The organism is Rhizobacter koreensis (genome assembly GCF_013366375.1).
Classification (GTDB): Bacteria; Pseudomonadota; Gammaproteobacteria; order Burkholderiales; family Burkholderiaceae_C; genus Schlegelella_A; species Schlegelella_A koreensis.
This window is the reverse complement of the sequence record NZ_JABWMJ010000005.1, coordinates 48,122-67,549: the sequence shown is the minus strand read 5'-3', so window position 1 is coordinate 67,549 and position 19,428 is coordinate 48,122. Positions and strand designations below refer to the sequence as shown.

At 71.9% G+C, this 19,428-nt stretch carries 18 protein-coding genes; 4 read left to right on the top strand and 14 right to left on the bottom strand.

Translation table 11 applies throughout. The annotated features are described in order from the left end of the window. Positions 1 to 16: 16 nt before the first annotated feature. From HQN59_RS11835 to purE, 4 genes are all read right to left on the bottom strand, one after another. Positions 17 to 1,009, bottom strand: coding sequence for an SGNH/GDSL hydrolase family protein (locus tag HQN59_RS11835; RefSeq protein WP_176069309.1), 993 nt, complete (start codon positions 1,007 to 1,009; stop codon positions 17 to 19). A 31-nt stretch (positions 1,010 to 1,040) separates the two neighbouring features. Then, positions 1,041 to 2,021 (bottom strand): L-threonylcarbamoyladenylate synthase, encoded by a 981-nt coding sequence (locus HQN59_RS11830; RefSeq protein WP_176069308.1) that lies wholly within the window; start codon positions 2,019 to 2,021, stop codon positions 1,041 to 1,043. 4 nt (positions 2,022 to 2,025) lie between these two features. Next, on the bottom strand, positions 2,026 to 3,120 hold the full coding sequence (locus tag HQN59_RS11825) for a 5-(carboxyamino)imidazole ribonucleotide synthase (protein ID WP_246294891.1): 1,095 nt from the start codon (positions 3,118 to 3,120) through the stop codon (positions 2,026 to 2,028). Between the two features lie 89 nt (positions 3,121 to 3,209). Next, entirely contained in the window at positions 3,210 to 3,674 is a 465-nt protein-coding gene (purE, locus tag HQN59_RS11820) for a 5-(carboxyamino)imidazole ribonucleotide mutase (protein WP_176069568.1), read from the bottom strand. Positions 3,675 to 3,793: 119 nt separating this feature from the next. On the opposite strand from purE, the gene HQN59_RS11815 reads away from it, so the two are divergent. Then, a complete protein-coding gene (locus tag HQN59_RS11815) occupies positions 3,794 to 4,738 on the top strand; it encodes a tetratricopeptide repeat protein (protein WP_176069307.1) in 945 nt (314 codons plus the stop codon). A 117-nt stretch (positions 4,739 to 4,855) separates the two neighbouring features. Further along, a complete protein-coding gene (locus tag HQN59_RS11810) occupies positions 4,856 to 6,292 on the top strand; it encodes a flagellin N-terminal helical domain-containing protein (RefSeq protein WP_176069306.1) in 1,437 nt (478 codons plus the stop codon). A 9-nt stretch (positions 6,293 to 6,301) separates the two neighbouring features. Here HQN59_RS11810 and HQN59_RS11805 read toward each other — a convergent pair whose 3' ends face one another. Beyond that, positions 6,302 to 7,237 carry a phosphoribosylaminoimidazolesuccinocarboxamide synthase gene (locus HQN59_RS11805; RefSeq protein WP_176069305.1) on the bottom strand — a complete coding sequence of 312 codons (936 nt, stop codon included), beginning with the start codon at positions 7,235 to 7,237 and terminating at the stop codon, positions 6,302 to 6,304. 10 nt (positions 7,238 to 7,247) lie between these two features. Next, on the bottom strand, positions 7,248 to 8,312 hold the full coding sequence (fba, locus tag HQN59_RS11800) for a class II fructose-bisphosphate aldolase (RefSeq protein WP_176069304.1): 1,065 nt from the start codon (positions 8,310 to 8,312) through the stop codon (positions 7,248 to 7,250). A 278-nt stretch (positions 8,313 to 8,590) separates the two neighbouring features. On the opposite strand from fba, the gene HQN59_RS11795 reads away from it, so the two are divergent. Further along, a complete protein-coding gene (locus HQN59_RS11795) occupies positions 8,591 to 9,223 on the top strand; it encodes a DUF2242 domain-containing protein (protein ID WP_176069303.1) in 633 nt (210 codons plus the stop codon). Between the two features lie 124 nt (positions 9,224 to 9,347). Then, positions 9,348 to 10,538, top strand: a complete 1,191-nt coding sequence (locus HQN59_RS11790) for a M48 family metalloprotease (RefSeq protein WP_176069302.1) — start codon at positions 9,348 to 9,350, stop codon at positions 10,536 to 10,538. On the opposite strand, the gene HQN59_RS11785 is transcribed toward HQN59_RS11790, so the two are convergent. The 8 genes from HQN59_RS11785 to def all read right to left on the bottom strand — a co-directional run bounded on the left by HQN59_RS11785 (position 10,539) and on the right by def (position 19,237). After that, positions 10,539 to 11,843 carry an MFS transporter gene (locus HQN59_RS11785; RefSeq protein WP_176069301.1) on the bottom strand — a complete coding sequence of 435 codons (1,305 nt, stop codon included), beginning with the start codon at positions 11,841 to 11,843 and terminating at the stop codon, positions 10,539 to 10,541. Between the two features lie 64 nt (positions 11,844 to 11,907). Continuing rightward, on the bottom strand, positions 11,908 to 13,239 hold the full coding sequence (locus HQN59_RS11780; RefSeq protein WP_176069300.1) for a threonine ammonia-lyase: 1,332 nt from the start codon (positions 13,237 to 13,239) through the stop codon (positions 11,908 to 11,910). Next, positions 13,236 to 14,666, bottom strand: a complete 1,431-nt coding sequence (pyk, locus tag HQN59_RS11775; RefSeq protein WP_176069567.1) for a pyruvate kinase — start codon at positions 14,664 to 14,666, stop codon at positions 13,236 to 13,238. Before pyk ends, HQN59_RS11780 begins: the two co-directional genes overlap by 4 nt. A gap of 151 nt (positions 14,667 to 14,817) precedes the next feature. Further along, positions 14,818 to 16,020, bottom strand: coding sequence for a phosphoglycerate kinase (locus HQN59_RS11770; RefSeq protein WP_176069299.1), 1,203 nt, complete (start codon positions 16,018 to 16,020; stop codon positions 14,818 to 14,820). Between the two features lie 143 nt (positions 16,021 to 16,163). After that, complete coding sequence (locus HQN59_RS11765) at positions 16,164 to 16,556, bottom strand: hypothetical protein (RefSeq protein WP_176069298.1); 393 nt, start codon at positions 16,554 to 16,556, stop codon at positions 16,164 to 16,166. 156 nt (positions 16,557 to 16,712) lie between these two features. Then, positions 16,713 to 17,567, bottom strand: a complete 855-nt coding sequence (htpX, locus tag HQN59_RS11760; protein ID WP_176069297.1) for a zinc metalloprotease HtpX — start codon at positions 17,565 to 17,567, stop codon at positions 16,713 to 16,715. Between the two features lie 174 nt (positions 17,568 to 17,741). After that, positions 17,742 to 18,728 (bottom strand): methionyl-tRNA formyltransferase, encoded by a 987-nt coding sequence (fmt, locus tag HQN59_RS11755; protein WP_176069296.1) that lies wholly within the window; start codon positions 18,726 to 18,728, stop codon positions 17,742 to 17,744. Next, entirely contained in the window at positions 18,728 to 19,237 is a 510-nt protein-coding gene (gene def / locus HQN59_RS11750; protein ID WP_176069295.1) for a peptide deformylase, read from the bottom strand. The genes fmt and def overlap by 1 nt, the downstream gene beginning before the upstream one ends. Positions 19,238 to 19,428 lie beyond the last annotated feature (191 nt).

The following is a 19,428-nucleotide window of genomic DNA, read 5'->3' as shown; positions in this document are numbered from 1 at the left end:
ACCCCCGGACCGCGGCCTAGAACGGGTTGTTCTGCGCGCGGTCGCGCGCCAGGTCGCCGAACAGCGCCTGTCCGCCGGGGCTGAGGTGCAGGTTGTCGGCCCACAGATAGGTGCGCACGGTGGCGCCCGGCACCAGGGTGGCGACGGTGCAGTCGAGCACCGAGGGCGGGTTGAGCTTCGACTTGGCGAGGTCGCACGCCGGGTCCTCGGCGTTGTCGAAATCCTCGATGTCCGGGTCGTCGACGATGCGCGAGATGATGCCGTCGGTCAGCACCAGGCCGATGCGGCGGCCGTCGTTGATCAGCGTCGCCCGCATGCCTTCGTTGAGCCGTTCGGTCAGGCGCGACAGCAGGCCCGCACGTTCCTCGGTCGGGTGCGCGGCGTCCTCGGCGCGCCCGAACGGCGTCTCGCCGACGTCGATGACGGTCGACACCAGCACGCGCGGGCCCATGTCGGTGATCGCGTTGATCTGCCGCCCGAGCTCGACGCCGAGCGCCTCGGCGCGCGTGAGAAGCTGTGCCTCGGTCGCGGTCGGGTACTCGGCATAGAGCGCCAGCACGTCGTTCTGCCCGACCAGGACGGTGACCATGTCGTTCGCATTGAGCGGGCTCTCGGCCTGCTGCGCGGCGATCTGCGCCGCCAGGTCGGCGATGCGCGCGCCCGGCTTGGCACGGATCCGGCTCGCCGGGTTGGCGACGGCGTTCGGCGCCGGGTTGCACTCCGGGAACACGGTGCCGTAGTTGGCCGCGATGACCTGGATCCACAGCGGGTTGCTGAGGCAGTCGAGCGTGAGGTCGGTCTCGGAGACCGTCGCGTTGACCGTGTACTTGCGGCCGTTGCCGTTGTTCTGCACGTCCTCGATCACGCTCGACTCGTCGCCGAGGGCGATCACGCGGTCGGCCTCGAACGACGACACCTGCTCGCCGCCGCCGCAGGCCGCGACCACGGCCGCCACCAGCACGCCGCCACACCACGCGGCCACGCGCTTCGAGCTCATCGGAAACTTCATCGGGAACGCTCCAGGAGATGCGGGGGGTGGATCAGGCCGCAGCGGCGCGCCGCAGGCGGTCGCGGACCCCGTCCCATTCGGGACCGGGCGGCGGCTCTTCGACCCAGATGAGTGGGATGCCGGCGCGATCGAACTCGCGCAGCACGCCGAACAGCTCGTGCGCCGCCTGTTCCGGCCGAGCCGGCATGCGCCGGTGCACCAGGCCGGGAGCGACGCCCGACGGAATCGAGCGCGAATATACCGCCAGCTTCAGCGCCTCCGGGCCGATCACCTGCAAAGCCGTCTTCAACATCGCGGTGGGCATGAGCCGGACCTTGGCGTCCGGCGCGTAGTGCGCCTCGAGCGTTCCGGACGCGCGCGGCGACGCGGCGGTCGGCTCGCCGAGCGCGACGCCGGCAGCGGCCTCGATGCGCTCGCGCGCCAGCATGCCCGGCCGCAGCAGCACCGGCTCGGCCCCCGAGCAGTCGACGATGCTCGACTCGATGCCGATCCGGCAGGCGCCGCCGTCGAGCACGAGCAGGTCGTCGCCGAACTCGTCGAGCACGTGCGCGGCGGTCGTCGGGCTGACGCGGCCGAAGCGGTTCGCGCTCGGCGCCGCGACGCCGAGCACGCCGCGCCGCCGCGCCGCGTCGAGCAGCGCGTGGGCGACCGGGTGCGCCGGGCAGCGCAGGCCGATCGTCGACTGTCCGCCGGCGGCGGCAGCGCCGCGATCCGGCGCGCGCGCGACGATCACGGTGAGCGGCCCGGGCCAGAACGCGTCGATCAGGCGCTCGGCGACCGGGGAGAGGTGCGCGGCGAACGCGCCGGCGCCGGCGGCGTCGGGAACGTGGACGATCAGCGGATGGCCGGTCGGCCGGCCCTTGCGGGCGAAGATCTTCGCCGTCGCGGCGTCGTCGTCGGCACGCGCGCCGAGGCCATAGACGGTCTCGGTGGGGAACGCGACGAGCTCGCCGGCCGCGAGCTGCTCGGCCGCCTGCTCGACCGCCGCCGGATCGCGCCCGTCGAGCCGCATGGGGCTACCAGCCCGCCAGGCCCAGCAACGCAGCGGCGCGCCGCGCGGTGGCGTCGGCGCCGCCGGCGTCGGCTGCGGTAACGGTGAGGTGGCCCATCTTGCGGCCGGCGCGCGCCTCGGCCTTGCCGTAGAGGTGCAGGTGCACGCCCGGCAACGCGAGCACGCCCGCCCAGTCGGGCTCGGCGGCGACGCCGCCCTGCAGCCAGAGGTCGCCGAGCAGGTTGAGCATCACGCACGGCGAGTGCAGTCGCGGCTCCACCAGCGGCGCGCCGGCGAGCGCGCGCACCTGCAGGTCGAACTGCGAGACGTCGCAGGCGTCGATGCTGTAGTGGCCCGAGTTGTGCGGGCGCGGCGCCATCTCGTTGGCCACCAGCGAGCCGTCGGCGAGCACGAAGAACTCGACGCAGAGCACGCCGACGTAGTCGAGCGCGGCGGCAAGCCGGGTGGCGGCGGCGATGGCGTCCGCCTGCAGCGCGGTATCGACGCCGTCGGCCGGCACGCGGGTGACGGCGAGGATGCCGTCGCGGTGGACGTTGCGCTGCACCGGAAAGTGCACCACCGCGCCGTCGGCACCGCGCGTGACGAGCACGCTGATCTCGGCAGCGAGGTCGAGCCGGCGCTCGAGCACGCAAGCGCTGCGGCCGAGCGACTCCCAGGCCGCGGCGAGCTGCGCGGCGCTCTCGACCCGGACCTGGCCCTTGCCGTCGTAGCCGAGGCGCGCGGTCTTGAGGATGCCCGGCAGCAGCGCCGGGTCGACCCGCGCGAGCTGCTCGGCCGACGCAATCGCGGCGTGCGGCGCGCAAGCCACGCCGGCGCGCTGCAGGGCCGCCTTCTCGGCCAAGCGGTCCTGGCACACCGCGACCGCGGCGGCGCCCGGCGCGACCGGGCGCGCGCGGGCGAGGCGCTCGAGCGCCGCGGCCGGAACGTTCTCGAACTCGGTCGTGACCGCCGCGGCCATGCCGGCGAGCTCGTCGAGCCCCGCCGGGTCGAGGTAGTCGGCACGGATGTGGCGGTGCGCGACCGCGCCGGCGGGGCTCGCCGCATCCGGGTCGAGCACCACCGTGGCGTAGCCCATCTGCTGCGCGGCGTGCACGAACATGCGGCCGAGCTGGCCGCCGCCGAGCACGCCGAGCGCGGCGCCCGGCGCGATGAAGCCGGCCGCGCGGCCGCCCGAAGGTGCGCGACCGGTCACGTCAGGGCAGCGGTCATCGCGCGCGCCGCGTCGGTCTGCGCCGCGCGATAGGCGCCCAGCCGCTCGCGCAGCGCGGCGTCGCCGGTCGCGAGCATCGCGACGGCGAACAGCGCCGCGTTGGCGGCGCCCGCCGGGCCGATCGCGAAGGTCGCGACCGGGATGCCCTTGGGCATCTGCACGATCGACAGCAGCGAGTCCATGCCCTTGAGGTGCTTCGACGCGACGGGAACGCCAAGCACCGGAACCGTGGTCTTCGCGGCAAGCATGCCGGGCAGGTGGGCGGCCCCGCCGGCGCCGGCGATGATCGCCGCGAGGCCGCGCTCGGCGGCGCCTTCGGCATACGCGAACATCTCGTCGGGCATGCGGTGCGCCGAGACGACGCGGGCTTCGTGGCCGACCCCGAACTCGGTAAGAATCTCGGTCGCGACCCGCAGGGTTTCCCAGTCGCTGCTGGAGCCCATCACGATGCCGATCCGCACGGCGGCGCTGCTCACGGCTCGCTCTCCAGGTTGCTCGACGAGCCTTGAATTGTAGGCGGGGCATCATCACCTGCCCTGACCCACCCCCGCACCCCAACGCCATGATCGACATCACCGACCGGAACTTCGAGACCGAGCTGATCAACGCTTCGATGCGACAGCCGGTGCTGCTCGACATCTGGGCCGAGTGGTGCGGCCCGTGCAAGGCGCTCGGCCCGGTGCTCGAGCGGCTCGAGACCGCCTACGAAGGCCGCTTCACGCTCGCCAAGCTCGACGCCGACGCGCAGCCCGAGATCGCCTCGCAGCTCTCGCAGATGTTCGGCGTGCGCAGCATCCCGTTCTGCGTGCTGTTCAAGGGCGGCCAGCCGGTCGACGGCTTCGTCGGTGCCCTGCCCGAGGCGCAGGTGCGCCAATTCCTCGACCGCCATGTCCCGAGTCCCGAGGAAGTCGCGGCCGACGAGGACCTCGACGAAGCACACGAGCTGCTGGCCGAGGGCGACACCGACAGCGCGCTGGCCAAGCTGAAGGCGGCGCTCGCCGCGAACCCCTCGAACGACGCCGCACGCGCCGACTACCTGCTCGCCCTGCTCGACGCCGGCCAGGTCGACGAGGCACGCCGCGTCCACGGCGAGGTCGCGTCGAACGTGTTGCTGAACCCGCGGGTGGCGGCGTTCGGGCACTGGATCGCCGCGATCGACGCCAGCAAGGAGGCACCTCCGGTCGACACGCTGCAGGCGGCGATCGGCGCCAACAAGCGCGACTTCGACGCGCGCTTCGCGCTCGCCCAGCACCACTTCGCGCGGCGCGACTTCACCGCCGCGATGGACGAGCTGCTCGAGATCCTGATGCGCGACAAGGGCTGGCGCGACGAGCTCGCGCGCAAGACCTACGTCGCCATTCTCGAGGTGATGACCAAGCCGCCGGTCGCGCCCAAGCCCGAGGCAGCGCCCAAGGGCACCCTCGAGGTTGCCGGCAAGGTCGCGCAGACGCCGAGCGACCCGGTGGTCGACGCCTACCGCCGCAAGCTCAGCATGGCGCTGTTCTGACGCCGACGTCCGCGGTGTAGCGGCGCGCTGCGTGCGGGCCGCGGCGCTCAAGAGGCGGCTCGCAGGACCGATATCGCCGGACCGACCGTCTGCGCATTGACGCGCCCGGCCGGTTCCATGCCGTTCAGCATCAACACGAACGCGACCGCGCGGGTCGCCGAGCGCTCCGTCGAGCGCAGCCAGGCCGACCTCGCGACCACGGTGCAGCGACTGGCGGGCGGGCTGCGCGTCAACGGTGCGCGCGACGACGCAGCCGGACTCGCGGTCGCCGACCGCCTCGATGCGCGGGTGCGGGGCATCGGCGCCGCCCAGCGCAACCTGAACGACGGTGTCTCGCTCGCCCAGGTCGCCGAGGACGCGCTCGGCGCGATCGCCGGCAACCTGCAGCGCGTGCGCGAGCTCGCGGTGCAGGCCGCGAACGGTGCCAATTCCGCGCCCGACCGGGCGGCACTGCAGCGCGAGGTCGCGCAACTGCTCGCCGAGATCGACCGCGTCGCGACGCAGACGACCTACAACGGCAGCAGCCTGCTCGACGGCAGCTTTGCCGTGAAGACGTTCCAGGTCGGCGCCGACCTTGGTCAGCGCATCACGATGCCGACCATCCAGGACGTGCACACGAGCACGCTCGGCACGTGGGCGGGCTTCCAGTACGAGCAGCTCAACCTGGCGTACCCGGTGAGCACGCCGGGCGAGCTGGTCTTCGTCGCGGGCGGCAAGACGGTCGACTTCGGGATCGTCCAGCCCGACACGCGCAACGTGCTGGCGGCGTTCAACAGCGGCCAGGTCCAGGGGCTGAGCGCGTCCATCAACCCGACCCTGTACGCCGCCGGCATCTCGGCCGCGCACGCGACCACGTCCGGTAGCGCGACCTTCACCGTCAACGGCGTCGCGATCCGGGTCGGCGGCATCGCCGGCGGCGCTGCGCTCGCGGCCAACCGCGCGGCGGCGGTGAGCGCGATCAACGCGCAGTCGGCGGCGACCGGGGTCAGCGCGCTCGATACCGGCAGCGGCGTCAGCCTGAGCGCGGGCGACGGCCGCAGCATCCAGGTGGACTACGCGGCCGGTACCTTCGCCGGCTCGACGCAGGCCGACTTCGGGCTCGCCGACGGGCCGTGGGCGAACCAGCCGGTCGCGGCGACGATCGGCCTGCGCTACGTCGCGCCGGCCGGCGTGAGCGGCTTCGTCGGCTTCTATCACGACCCCTACTGGTATTCGGGCGGCTGGGTCGCCTCGCAGGGCACGCCGATCGCGCAGATCGACGTCTCGACCGCAGCCGGCGCGAGCGCCGCGCTCGACTCGATCGACATCGCACTCGGCACGGTCGACGCGAGCCGGGCGGCGCTCGGTGCCGTGCAGAACCGGTTCACTGCGGCCGCGCAGAACCTCGACGCCAGCGGCGAGAACCTGGCCGCGAGCCGGTCGCGCATCGTCGACGCCGACTTCGCCACCGAGACGGCGAACCTCGCGCGCTCCACGATGCTGCACCAGGCGAGCACCGCCATGCTGGCGCAGGCCAACCAGCTGCCGCAGCAGCTGATCGGCCTCCTGCTCTGACGCGACCGGCTAGGGCGCGGTCAGGCGGTCGAGCGCCTCGCGGTACTTCGCCGCGGTGCGCTCGATCACGGCCGGCGGCAGCGCCGGCGCGGGTGCCGTCTTGGTCCACGGGGCGCCGCCGACCTGCGCCTGCTCGAGCCAGTCGCGCACGAACTGCTTGTCGAAGCTCGGCGGGTTGGCGCCCGGTGCGTAGCCCTCGACCGGCCAGAACCGCGACGAGTCGGGGGTGAGCACCTCGTCCATCAGGGTCAGCGTGCCGTCGGCATCGAGCCCGAACTCGAACTTGGTGTCGGCGATGATGATGCCCTTGGTCAGCGCGAACTCGGCCGCGGTCGTGTAGAGCTTGACCGAGACCGCGCGGATGCGCGCCGCGAGGTCGTGGCCGACCAGCTCGCACATGCGCTCGAAGTCGATGTTCTCGTCGTGCGCGCCGAGCTCGGCCTTCGTCGCGGGCGTGAAGATCGGCGCGGCGAGCTTGCTCGCGTTGACGAGCCCGGGGGGCAGCGCGATCCCGCAGACGGTGCCGCGCTGCTGGTACTCGGCCCAGCCGCTGCCGGCGAGATAGCCCCGCACCACCGCCTCGACCGGCACGGGCTTGAGGCGCTTGACCAGCATCGAGCGGCCGCGCACCTGCTCGCGCTCCTCTGGCGCGACCACGCTCTCCGGGTCGTCGCCGGTCAGATGGTTCGGGACGATGCCCTCGAGGCGCTCGAACCAGAAGAGCGCCAGCTGCGTGAGCACCGCGCCCTTGCCGGGAATCGGCTCGCCCATCACGACGTCGAAGGCGCTGAGGCGGTCGGTCGCGACCATCAGCAGGCGATCGTCGCCCACCGCATAGTTCTCGCGCACCTTGCCGCGCCCGACCAGCGGCAGCGAACGGATGTCGCTGGTCAGCAGCGGCCGCGGGCCGCGTGCACCGGGCAGCTCGTCGTCGTCGAGAGCCATGAACGCGCGCTCAGACGACGGTCTGTGCGAGCTCGCCCTGCGCGTAGCGGCGCGCCACGTCGGCGAGCGGCGCGGCCTTGATCTTGGCGGCCTGGCCTTCGCAGCCGAACTGCAGGTAGCGCTCGCGACAGATCTTCTTTGCGGCCTCGCGCGCCGGCTTCAAGTAGTCGCGCGGATCGAACTTCTCGGGGTTCTCGGCCATGAACTTGCGGATCGCGGCGGTCATGGCCAGGCGGATGTCGGTGTCGATGTTGATCTTGCGGACGCCATGCTTGATGGCTTCCTGGATTTCCTCGACCGGCACGCCGTAGGTCTCCTTGAGCGCGCCGCCGTACTTGCGGATCTCGGCGAGCAGGTCCTGCGGCACGCTCGACGAGCCGTGCATCACGAGGTGCGTGTTCGGGATGCGGCGGTGGATTTCCTTGATGCGGTCGATCGCGAGGATGTCGCCGGTCGGCTTCCTGGTGAACTTGTAGGCGCCGTGGCTGGTGCCGATCGCGATCGCGAGCGCATCGAGCTGCGTGCGCTTGACGAAGTCGGCGGCCTGCTCGGGGTCGGTGAGCAGCTGCTCGCGCGTCATCGTCGACTCCGTGCCGTGGCCGTCCTCCTTGTCGCCGCGCATGGTCTCGAGCGAGCCCAGGCAGCCGAGCTCGCCCTCGACCGTGACGCCGCGCGCGTGCGCGAGATCGACCACCTGCTTGGTCACGTCGACGTTGTAGTCATAGCTCGCGATCGTCTTGCCGTCGGCCTCGAGCGAGCCGTCCATCATCACCGAGCTAAAGCCGAGGTCGATCGCGCTCCGGCAGACCGTCGGGCTCTGGCCGTGGTCCTGGTGCATGACGAGCGGCACGTTGGGCCACGACTCGATCGCGGCCTCGATGAGGTGCTTGATGAACGGCTCGCCGGCGTACTTGCGCGCACCCGCGCTCGCCTGCAGGATGACCGGCGCGCCGACCTCGTCGGCGGCGGTCATCACGGCCTGGACCTGCTCCAGGTTGTTGACGTTGAAGGCCGGGATGCCATAGCCGTTTTCGGCGGCATGATCCAGCAGCTGGCGCATCGAGACGAGAGGCATGGCGCGGTCCTGAAGAGCGAAGAAAAAGGGCTGCGGGGCGCCGCAGCGGGCGGTCGATTCTAGGCGAGCAGGGTGTGCGGAAAACCGGCCACGGACAGGTGCGCGCCGCGGCTGGCAGCGGCGGAAATCAGCCAGGCGCCGGCGCTCGCCGGCAATGGCGTGCGGCGGGCAAGCAGACGGCCGACGGATCAGAGTCACGCGGCGCCGTGGAAAAGCCCCGGTTCGCGCTGCGACATCGGGCACCCGCGCACGGCGCGCTCGCGAAAATCGGCGTCACGATGAGCACCCCTTCCCTTCGCACGATCTTCGCCGCCCCGCGCCGCGGTTCACGCCGCGCGGCGGGTGCGGCTGCGCTCGCCGCCGTGCTGCTGCTCGCCGGCTGCGCCGGCGCGCTGACGCCGATCGAGACGCAGGACGCGTTCGAGGCCGACAGCACCTACTCGCGCACCTTCGCCGCGGTCGACGCCGACACCTGCGAGGCGGCCCGCCGCGCGCTGCTGAGCCAGGGCTACATCGTCAACAGCGCGACCGCGCAGCAGGTGCGCGGCAAGAAGAGCTTCCAGCCGGCGGGCGACGTGCACGCGGACATCGAGTTCACGGTGGTGTGCGCGCGCGAGGGCTACAAGGGGGTGCGGACGATCGCGTTCGTCAACGCGGTTCAGGACAACTACCGCGTCCGCAAGAGCAACAACTCGGCGAGCCTCGGCGTCTCGCCGTTCGGCTCGGTGTCGCTGCCGTTCGCCGGCAGCGACGAGGCGCTGGTCAAGGTCGGGTCGGCGACGATCCGCAACCCGACGTTCTACGAGCGCTTCTTCCAGCTGATCGAGAACTACCTCGCCGGCGACACCGGCCAGCGCATGCCCGACGCTTCGGCAAGCGCGCCGGCCGCCGCCGCGTCGGCGGCACGCTAGCGTCGCCCGGTCCGCGTCTCTTTCCCCGGGCGCGTCCACACGGGGAAGCGAGGCCCTGCCGCCGCGGCCCGCATGATTACGATCGCGCCGGCGCCGCGGGGAGCGCAGCCTGCGGGAGGATGGGGTGGACGATCGGGTGGATCCGCGCGAGCGCGTGCTCGGCCGGGTGACGCTGGTGCTGGGCATCGTGCTGTGGCTGCTGCTGATCGCCGGCACGGTGGGGCTCGCGCTCGTCTACCTGCTGTTCGCGTTCCTGTTCTACCTGTTCGCACAGTCGGCGCTGATCGCCTACATCCGCGGCAATGGCGTCCTCCTCTCGCCGCAGCAGTTCCCGGCGCTGCACGCGCAGTTCGACGCCTGCTGTCGCAGCCTGGGCATCTCCGAGCAGCCCGCGCCCTACCTGCTGCAGGGCAACGGCATCCTGAACGCGTTCGCGACGCGCTTCCTCGGCCGCGACTACATCGTGCTGCTCTCCGACATCGTCGACGCGATGGAGGCGCACCCCGACGGCGTGCGCTTCTACGTGGGTCACGAGCTCGGCCACGTGCGCATGCGTCATCTCACCGGCTGGTTCCTGCGCGCCCCGGCGCTCTGGCTGCCGCTGCTCGGGGCGGCCTACGCGCGCGCCAAGGAGTCGACCTGCGACCGCCACGGCGCCGCCTGCTGCGAGACGCGCGGCAACGCGGCGCGCGCGATGGCCGCGCTGGCCGCCGGGCCGCGTCTCTGGGCCGACCTCGACCTCGCGGCGTTCCGGGCGCAGACCGCCGCGACGAGCGGCTTCTGGATGTCGTACCACGAGCTGGTCGGCGGCTATCCGTGGCTCTGCAAGCGCGTCGTCCGCGTGCTCGACCCCGAAGCGCCGCTTCCGCGTCGGCACGGGCTCGCGTACCTGTTCGCGCTCTTCGTGCCGTACCTCGGTCGCGCGGGCGGCGCCGGCGGCGTGATCGTGGTCGCGCTCGTGATCGGCATCGTCGCCGCGGTCGGCATCCCCGCGTACCTGGACCACACGACACGCACCGAGCTGACCCGCGCCTACGAGAGCAGCGCGAGCGCACGCGTCGCGCTCGGCGACTACTTCGTGCGCAACGGCGCGCCCCCGGAGTCGCTCGACGATGCCGGCGTCGCCGGCCGCCTGCCGGACGGCTCGCGGCTCACGCTCGATCCCAGCGACATGATCGTCACCGTGACGACGCCGCGCGGCGCGACGCTGCTGCTGGTGCCCAAGGACGAGGACGGCGCGGTGACCTGGACCTGCGAGGTCGGCGACGACGTCCGCGCCGGGGCGACGCCCGCCGCGTGCCGGCCAAAGGAGTAGTCAGCCGCCCTGCGCGGCCATTGCCGGGTTGAGCGGAACGCCAGCACCGACCGCGCCGCCCTTTCTCGGCAGCCTGAGAGAGATCGCCGCGGCGAGCAGCAGCAGCACGCCCGACGAGCCGAACGCGACCCAGTGCGTGCCGAAGGTCTCGTAGCCCCAGCCGCCGAGCCACGAGCTGAGCGTCGCGCCGAGCTGGTGGCCGAGGTAGGCGAGGCCGTACAGCACGCCGACGCGGCGCACGCCGTAGACGTCGGCGAGGATCGCCGACGAGAGCGCGATGCTGCCGGCCCACACGATGCCGCCGATCGCCGCCGTCGCGTACAGCTCGACGTGCGTGCCCACGACGGTGAGCGCGAAGAAGCCGAGCCCGCGCACGCAGTAGATCGTCGCCAGGATGTACTTGCGCGGCAGGCGGTCCGAAAGGCGCCCGAGCACCAGCGTGCTGAAGATGGCGACGAGGCCGATCAGGCCGATGCCGAACGAGCTCGTCGCCGCGTCGAAGCCGTGGTCCATCAGCATCGGCATGCCGTGCGTGCCGAGCAGGTTCATGCTGAAGCCGCAGGCGAAGAGGCCCAGCGTGACGATCATGAACGGCGCGGTGCGCACCGCGGCCATGATGCCGGCGGTGTCGGGCGCCGGCGCGGGCGCGGCGCGCGCCGCGGCGATCTGCTCGGGGCGCAGGTCGGTGTGCAGCGGCGCGCTGTCGCGGATCACCCAAAGCGCGACCGGCACCGTGAGCGCGCAGAAGATCGCCGCGAAGCCGAGCAGCGTGGCCTGCCAGCTGAAGTGCTCGAGCGCCAGCGCGAGCGCCGGCGTCATGACCGCGATGCCGGCCATCGAGCCGGTCGACAGGAAGAACAGCGCCATGCCGCGCTGGCGCGTGAACCAGCGGCTGATCACCGGCGTGAGCGCGATCGGGCTCGTGAACGCGAGGCCGATCGACATCAGCACGCCGAAGCTGAGCAGCACGCCGCTCGGTGTGCGCGCGCTGACGGTCCAGAGCGTCGCGATCACGACGAGCGCGGCACCGCTCAGCAGCACCGGCCGCGTGCCGATGCGGCCGACCAGGTAGCCGGCGACCGGCATCGCGATGCCGTAGCTGAACATGCCGACTGCGACGATGCCGGCGAGCAGGGTGCGGCTGAAGCCCAGATCCTGCGTCATCGGCAGGAACAGCGGTCCGATGCCCAGGCGCATGCCGACCGTGAGCAGCGTGAGCACGGTCGCCGCGGCGACGATGTTCCAGCCGAAGTACCAGCGCCCGGTGGGACGCTCCTGAAGATCGTTCGCGGGCTCGGGCGTCATCGGCGGATCGTAGCGGGACGCCGGCCCTCGTGCCGTGAGCCTGGACCACGCCCGCAGCGGGAGGCTAGATCACGCGCTCGGCCGCGTAGCCGTGCTCGTGCAGGGCCGCGACGATCTGCTCGATGTGGGCGGTGCCGCGCGTCTGCACGACGACCTCGATCTGCACGCGCTCGACCGACAGTGTGGTGAACACGCGCTGGTGCTGGATGCGGTCGATGTTGGCGCCGAGTTCGCCGAGCAGCGTCGCCACGTCGGCGAGCGCGCCGGGCACGTCGCGCACGTCGCAGCGCAGGCGCGCGAGGCGCCCCGACTTGACCATGCCGCGTTCGATGATCTCGGCGAGCACCAGCGGCTCGATGTTGCCGCCCGAGAGCACGACGCCGACGCGCCGGCCCGCAAAGCGCGCCGGGTCGGCGGCGAGCGCGGCAAGGCCGGCGGCGCCGGCGCCCTCGACCACCGTCTTCTCGATCTCGAGCAGCAGCAGGATGGCGTGCTCGATCTCGTCCTCGCCGACCAGCACGACGTCGTCCACCAGGTCGCGGATCAGCGGCAGCGTGAGCTCGCCGGGCGCCTTGACGCCGATGCCGTCGGCAATCGTCGCGAGCGCCGCCTCGCGCGTGGCACCGTGCTTGGCACACCAGGCGGCGGGAAAGCGCTCGGTCTGCACGCCGACAATGCGGATGTCGGGCCGGAGCGCGCGCGCCGCGGTGGCGATGCCGCCGATGAGGCCGCCGCCGCCGATCGGCACCACCAGCGTGTCGAGCGTCGGCTGCTGGGCCAGCATCTCGAGCACGACCGTGCCCTGCCCGGCGACCACCGCCTCGTCGTCGTACGGATGGACGACGACGAGGCCGCGCTCGGCCGCGAGCGCAAGGCCGTGCTCACGCGCGGCGTCGAAGGTGTCGCCCTCGAGCACGATGTCGGCGCCGAAGCCGCGCGTGCGCTCGATCTTCACCGACGGCGCGAAGCGCGGCATCACGATGGTCGCGCGGATGCCGAGTCGCTCGGCGTGATACGCGACCGCCTGCGCGTGGTTGCCGGCGGATACCGAGAGCACGCCGCGCGCGCGTTCGTCGGGCGTGAGCTGCAGCAGCTTGTTGAGCGCGCCGCGCTCCTTAAACGACGCCGTGAACTGCAGGTTCTCGAACTTGAGGAAGACGTCGCAGCCGACCAGCGCCCCGAGCGTGCGCGATTCGAGGCACGGCGTGCAGAGGATCTGGTCGCCGAGGCGCGCGGCGGCGGCGCGCACGTCGTCGACGCCGGGCCGGGGCGGCGCCGCGTCGACCGAATGGTCGGACCGTACGTCGGCCGGTGCCGTCACCAGCTCGTTGCCGTCCACGCCCGCGCCGCCGCGGAAGCCCGCGCTTCCTTCCGGCGGCCGGGCGGCATCGTTCATGCGACCCGCACCACCTTGAGCATGTTGGTGCCGCCCGGGTAGCCCATCGGCTCGCCGCAGGTGATCGCGTAGGTGTCGCCGGGCTTGAGGGCGCCGAGCTCGACCAGCAGGCGCTCGGCGTGGCGCAGCGCCGTGTCGCGGTCCTCGAAGTTCGGCATCAGGAGCGGCATGACGTTGCGGTACATCGCCATCCGGCGCTGCGTGCGCACCTGCGAGGTGAGGCCGAAGATCGGCACGTGGATCTTGATGCGGCTCATCCAGAGCGCGGTCGAGCCCGACTCGGTGAGCGCGAGGATCGCCTTGCAGCCCTGGTGGTAGGCGGTGAAGAGTGCTGCCATCGCGATCGACTGATCGATGCGGCCGAAGGTCTTGTTGGTGAAGCCGGCGTCGAGCGAGATCTCCTCCGCACGCTCGGCCTCGACGCAGATCGAGGCCATCATCTCGACGGTTTCGACCGGGTAGCGGCCGGCCGCCGTCTCGGCCGACAGCATCACGGCGTCGGTGCCGTCGAGCACCGCGTTGGCGACGTCGCTGACCTCGGCACGCGTCGGCACCGGGTTGACGATCATCGACTCCATCATCTGCGTGGCGGTGATCACGAAGCGGTCGAGCTCGCGCGCCATCTTGATCATGCGTTTCTGCAGTGCCGGTACCGCAGCGGTTCCGACCTCGACCGCGAGGTCGCCGCGCGCGACCATGATCCCGTCCGACGCCCTGAGGATCTGCTCGAGCAGGGGGATCGCCTCGCTGCGCTCGATCTTCGCGATCAGCTGCGGCTTGTGATGCCAGGCCTCGCCGGCGACATTGGCGAGCTGACGCGCCATTTCCATGTCGGTCGCGCTCTTCGGAAAGCTCACCGCGAGGTACTCGCACTGGAACGACATCGCGGTCTTGATGTCCTCCATGTCCTTGCCGGTGAGCGCCGGCGCCGTGAGACCGCCGCCGGCCTTGTTGATGCCCTTGTTGTTCGAGAGCTCGCCGCCCGACACCACGGTGGTGTGGACTTCCTCGCCCTTGACGGCATCGACGGTCAGCTTGAGAAGGCCGTCGTTGAGCAGCAGGGTGTCGCCGGGCTTCACGTCGCGCGGCAGCGCCTTGTAGTCGAGGCCGACGCGTTCGTTCGAGCCCGGCGCGCTGAGGCCGGCGTCGAGGATGAACCGCTGCCCCGGCTCGAGCATCGTCCTGCCGCCCTCGAACTTGCCGACCCGGATCTTCGGACCCTGCAGGTCGGCCATGATGGCGACCTCGCGCCCGGCCGCCTTCGCGACCTCGCGGACCAGGTTCGCACGGTCGATGTGATCCTGCGCGGTGCCGTGCGAGAAGTTGAGGCGCACGACGTCGACCCCGGCGCGGATCATGCGCTCGAGAACCTCGCGCGACGACGAGGCCGGGCCGAGGGTCGCGACGATCTTCGTCGCACGAGCCATCTGGATGTCCATGGTGTTTCCTGTGCTCGTTGTGCGGCGGCTGTGGCCGACCGCAAGGCTAGCGCCTGCGGACGCTATTCGAAGTCACGCGCCGCGTCGGCTTGCAGGGTGATCACGGCAAGGCCGTGGCTGGCCACCCCATCGCATCGGCCTAGCGCATCGCCTCGTCGGCCCGACGCTGCAGCACCTCGAACGCCGGCAGCTCGCGCCCTTCGAGCACCTCGAGGAAGGCGCCGCCGCCCGTCGAGATGTAGTCGACGTCGTCGCCGATGCCGAACGCGGCGATCGCCGCCAGCGTGTCGCCGCCACCGGCGATGCTGAATGCCGGCGACGCCGCGATCGCGCGCGCGATCGCCTCGGTCCCCTTGGCGAAGGCGGGGAATTCGAACACGCCGACCGGGCCGTTCCAGACGATGGTGCCGGCGGCCTTCAGCTGCTCGGCGAGCTGTTCGGCGGTGCGCGGGCCGATGTCGAGGATCAGGTCGGCCTCCTGCACGTCGGCGGCCGCCTTCACGTGCGGCTCGGCGTCGGCGCTGAACGCGGTCGCGGTAACGACGTCGACCGGGATCGGCACCGCCGCGCCGCGCGCGCGCATCTGCTCGATGACCGCACGTGCTTCGTCGACCAGCGCGTGCTCGGCGAGGCTCTTGCCGATCGGCAGGCCGCTCGCGAGCATGAACGTGTTGGCGATGCCGCCGCCGACGATCAGCTGGTCGACGTTCTTCGCGAGGCTCTGCAGGATCGCCAGCTTGGTCGACACCTTGCTGCCCGCGACGATCGCGACCAGCGGCCGCTTCGGGGCGGCGAGCGCACGCGTGATCGCGTCCATCTCGGCCGCGAGCAGCGGGCCGGCGCAGGCGAGCGGCGCGTACTCGGCGATGCCGTAGGTCGACGCCTCGGCACGATGCGCGGTCCCGAACGCGTCGTGCACGAAGACGTCGCAGAGCGCCCCGAGCTTGCGTGCGAGGGCATCGTCGTTCTTCTTCTCGCCGACGTTGAGCCGGCAGTTCTCGAGCAGCACGAGCTCGCCGGGTGCGACCGCGACGCCGTCGACCCAATCGGCCTTCAGCGGCACGTCGCGCCCGAGCAGTTCCGCCAGGCGGGCGGCGACCGGCGCCAGCGTGTCGCCCGGCTGCGGCGCGCCTTCCTTCGGGCGCCCGAGATGCGACGTCACCATCACCGCCGCACCCGCGGCGAGCGCCTGCTCGATGCACGGCAGCGAGGCGCGAATGCGGGTGTCCTCGGTGATCCGGCCCGCGTCGTCGAGCGGCACGTTGAGGTCGGCGCGGATGAAGACACGCTTGCCGGCGACACGGCCGGAGTCGATCAGGTCGGTGAAACGGAGAACGTGCATGGCAACGCCGGGCAAAGCGCGCAGTTTACGGTCGCATGCCGGCGCGCTCGATGACGCCGCTCGCTGCGTGGGCGCCCTCGCGACGGCCCCGGGCCGGGCACGCGCGCCGCATGCCGTTCTGGCGGCGCTTGCCGCCCGACGGCTCAGGAGCCCTCGTGCTTGCCGTCGCGCGGCGGCTTGGCACCTGCGACCTTGGCCTTCGGCGCGGGCTCGGACTCGGCCTCGTCCTCGGCGACGCGGGGCGCGGTCGGTGCGGGCTTGCCGGCGATCTGCGGCGGCACCGGCTCGATCTTGTTCTCGCGCATGTAGTCGTTCATGTCGCGCCAGCCGGCGAAGATCGCCGCGCGATCGGCCTTCTTGTTGAGCGCGTAGCAGTCCTCGATCGCGCGCGCGGCATGCCGGCACGCGCCGCCGATCGCCTTGCCGTCGGCCTCGCGCGCGGCGGCGACCTTCTCGGGCGACTCGATGCCCAGCATCTCGCAGCCGGCAAGCAGCAGCAGCGAGGCGAGGACGAGGGATGAGGCGAAGCGGGACATGGCGGGACGGCGATATGCGTCCTTATCGACCGCCACCGCGGCGACTTGAGCGGCGCGACGCAGGAGGCGACGCGAGCGGGCACTCGTCACGCTCGGAGCGTGTCGCCGGCTCGCCGAGCGCCCGACGCCCGGGGCGGCGGACGCCGGGCGTTCTGGTCAGCGCACGCTGCCCCGGCTCATCGCGAGCAGGCGCTCGACGCGTTCCTCGGTCGACGGGTGCGTCGAGAAGAGGCCGCGCAGACCGCCGCCCGAGAGCGGGTTGACGATCATCATCTGCGCGGTCGCCGGGTTGCGTTCGGCCGCCTCGAGCGCGTAGCCGCGCGCATAGCGCTCGATCTTCTGCAGCGCCGACGCGAGCGCCTGCGGATCGCCGGACAGCTCGGCGCCGCCGCGGTCGGCCTCGAACTCGCGCGCCCGGCTGATCGCCATCTGGATCAGGCCGGCGGCGAGCGGCGCCAGCATCATGACGAGGATGCCGACCAGCGGGTTCGCGGGGCGCCCCTCGGAGTCGCGGCCGCCGAACAGCATCGCGAAGTTGGCGAGCATCGAGATCGCACCGGCCATGGTCGCGCTGATCGTCGAGATCAGGATGTCGCGGTGCTTCACGTGGGCGAGCTCGTGCGCCATCACCCCGCGCAGCTCGCGCGCGCTCAGCACCTGCATGATCCCGGTCGTCGCGGCGACCGCGGCGTTCTGCGGGTTGCGGCCGGTCGCGAACGCGTTCGGCGCCGACTCCTCGATGATGTAGACGCGCGGCATCGGGAGCCCGGCGCGCTCGGCGAGCTCGCGCACCATGCCGACGAACTGCGGCGCCGACGACTCGTCGACCTCCTGCGCGTTGTACATCTTCAGCACCAGCTTGTCGGAGTACCAGTAGCTGAAGAAGTTGAGCGCCAGCGCGAACAGCAGCGCCAGCGTCATTCCCTGCGTGCCGCCGAGTGCCGCGCCGATCGCGAGGAAGAGGCCGGTGATGGCGGCCATCAGCACGGCGGTCTTGAGTAGATTGAACATCGCTGGGTGAGCCTCGTTGGTGGACTGCGAACGCCGCTTAGATGCAGTCCGCGGCGCCCGGTTCAAACCCGATGGTGCGCGAGCGCGACGGCAGGCGCCGCGCAGGGGCTTTGGCCCGGGCGTGCCGGGTGCCCGACCCAGGCCCGGCGGCGACGGCTGCGCCGCCCCGAGCGGTCAGCCGGGGAAAGGCTCGTCGGCCGCGACCGCATCGGGCAACGCGAAGCGATCGCCGATCCGCACCGAACCGCGCTGCAGGAACGCTGCCGCGGGCAGGCGTCGCCCGGCCGGCCGCTGCAGTTCGGTCAGGCGCAAGGCGCCCTCGCCGCAGGCGACGACCAGCCCATCGGCCTGCACGCCGATCACCTCGCCCGGCGCGCCGCTGCCGGCGACGCACTCCGCACGCCAGCACTTGACCGTCTCGCCGCCGAGCACGCCGCTCGCGCCGGGGAACGGGTCGAACGCGCGGATGCGACGCTCGATCCGCACCGCAGGCTGGCGCCAGTCGATCGGCGCCTCGCTCTTGAGGACCTTGCTGGCGTAGGTGACGCCGGCCTGGGGCTGCGGCGTGCGCATGACATCACCGGCGTCGAGCCGCGCCAGCGCATCGACGACGAGCCGGCCACCGCGATCGGCGAGACGCTCGGTCAGCGTGCCGGCGGTGTCGCCGGCGCCGATCGGCAGGGCCTCGACCAGCAGCACGTCGCCGGTGTCGAGTCCACGGTCCATCTGCATGATCGAGATGCCGGTCTCGGCGTCGCCCGCCTCGATCGCGCGCTGCACCGGCGCGGCGCCGCGCCATCGCGGCAGCAGCGAGGCGTGGATGTTGATGCAGCCATGGCGCGGCTGCGCGAGCACCCACTCCGGCAGGATGAGCCCGTAGGCGGCGACCACCATCACGTCGGCGGCCGCAGCCTCGAGAGCCTCGCGTGCCGCCTCGGCGTCGTCGGTGAACCTGCCGTCGAGGCGGAGGCTGCGCGGCTGCGCAACCGCGATGTCGTGCGCCAGCGCGAAGGCCTTCACCGGCGACGGCTGCAGCTTGAGGCCGCGTCCCGCGGGCCGGTCAGGCTGCGTCAGCACCAGCGGCACCTTGTGGCCCGCCGCATGGATCGCGGCCAGCGCACGCTCGGCGAACTCGGGCGTGCCGGCGAAGGCGACCCGCATCAGGCGACCTCTTCGCGCGCCTTCTTCAGCATCCGGGTCTTGATGCGCTGCCGCTTGAGCGGGCTCAGGTATTCGACGAACACCTTGCCGAGCAGGTGGTCCATCTCGTGCTGCACGCACACCGAGAGCAAGCCCTCCGCGTCGAACTCCTGCACGGCGCCGTCGCGACCGAGCGCACGAACGGTCACGCGGGCATGGCGCGGCACCTTGTCGAAGATCTCGGGCACGGAGAGGCACCCTTCGTCGCCGACCACCATCTCGTCGCTCCGGGCGACGAGCTCGGGGTTGATCAACACCAGCGGCTGGTCGCGCGACTCGGAGACGTCGATCACGATCACGCGCTCGTGTACGTCGACCTGGGTCGCCGCGAGGCCGACGCCCTCGGCCGCGTACATGGTCTCGAGCATGTCGTCGACGAGCGTGCGGATGCGCTCGTCGACCTCCTTCACCGGCGCGGCGACACGGTGCAGGCGCGGATCGGGAAAGCGAAGGATCGAGAGCTTGGCCATGGTCGGGATGGTGCACGCGCGCCGCACACGCGGCGTGACGGGCTGTGGAAACTGCGCAACGCGCGAGCCCGTGACGGGTCTCACAGGTATGCCCTTCAGCAGGGCACTTTCATTGCGATATCAAGGCTTTACCGGCAGAATTTGCCAAACCGAGTGAGCATTTTCGCCGATCCGGCTCGATGCTGCGGAGC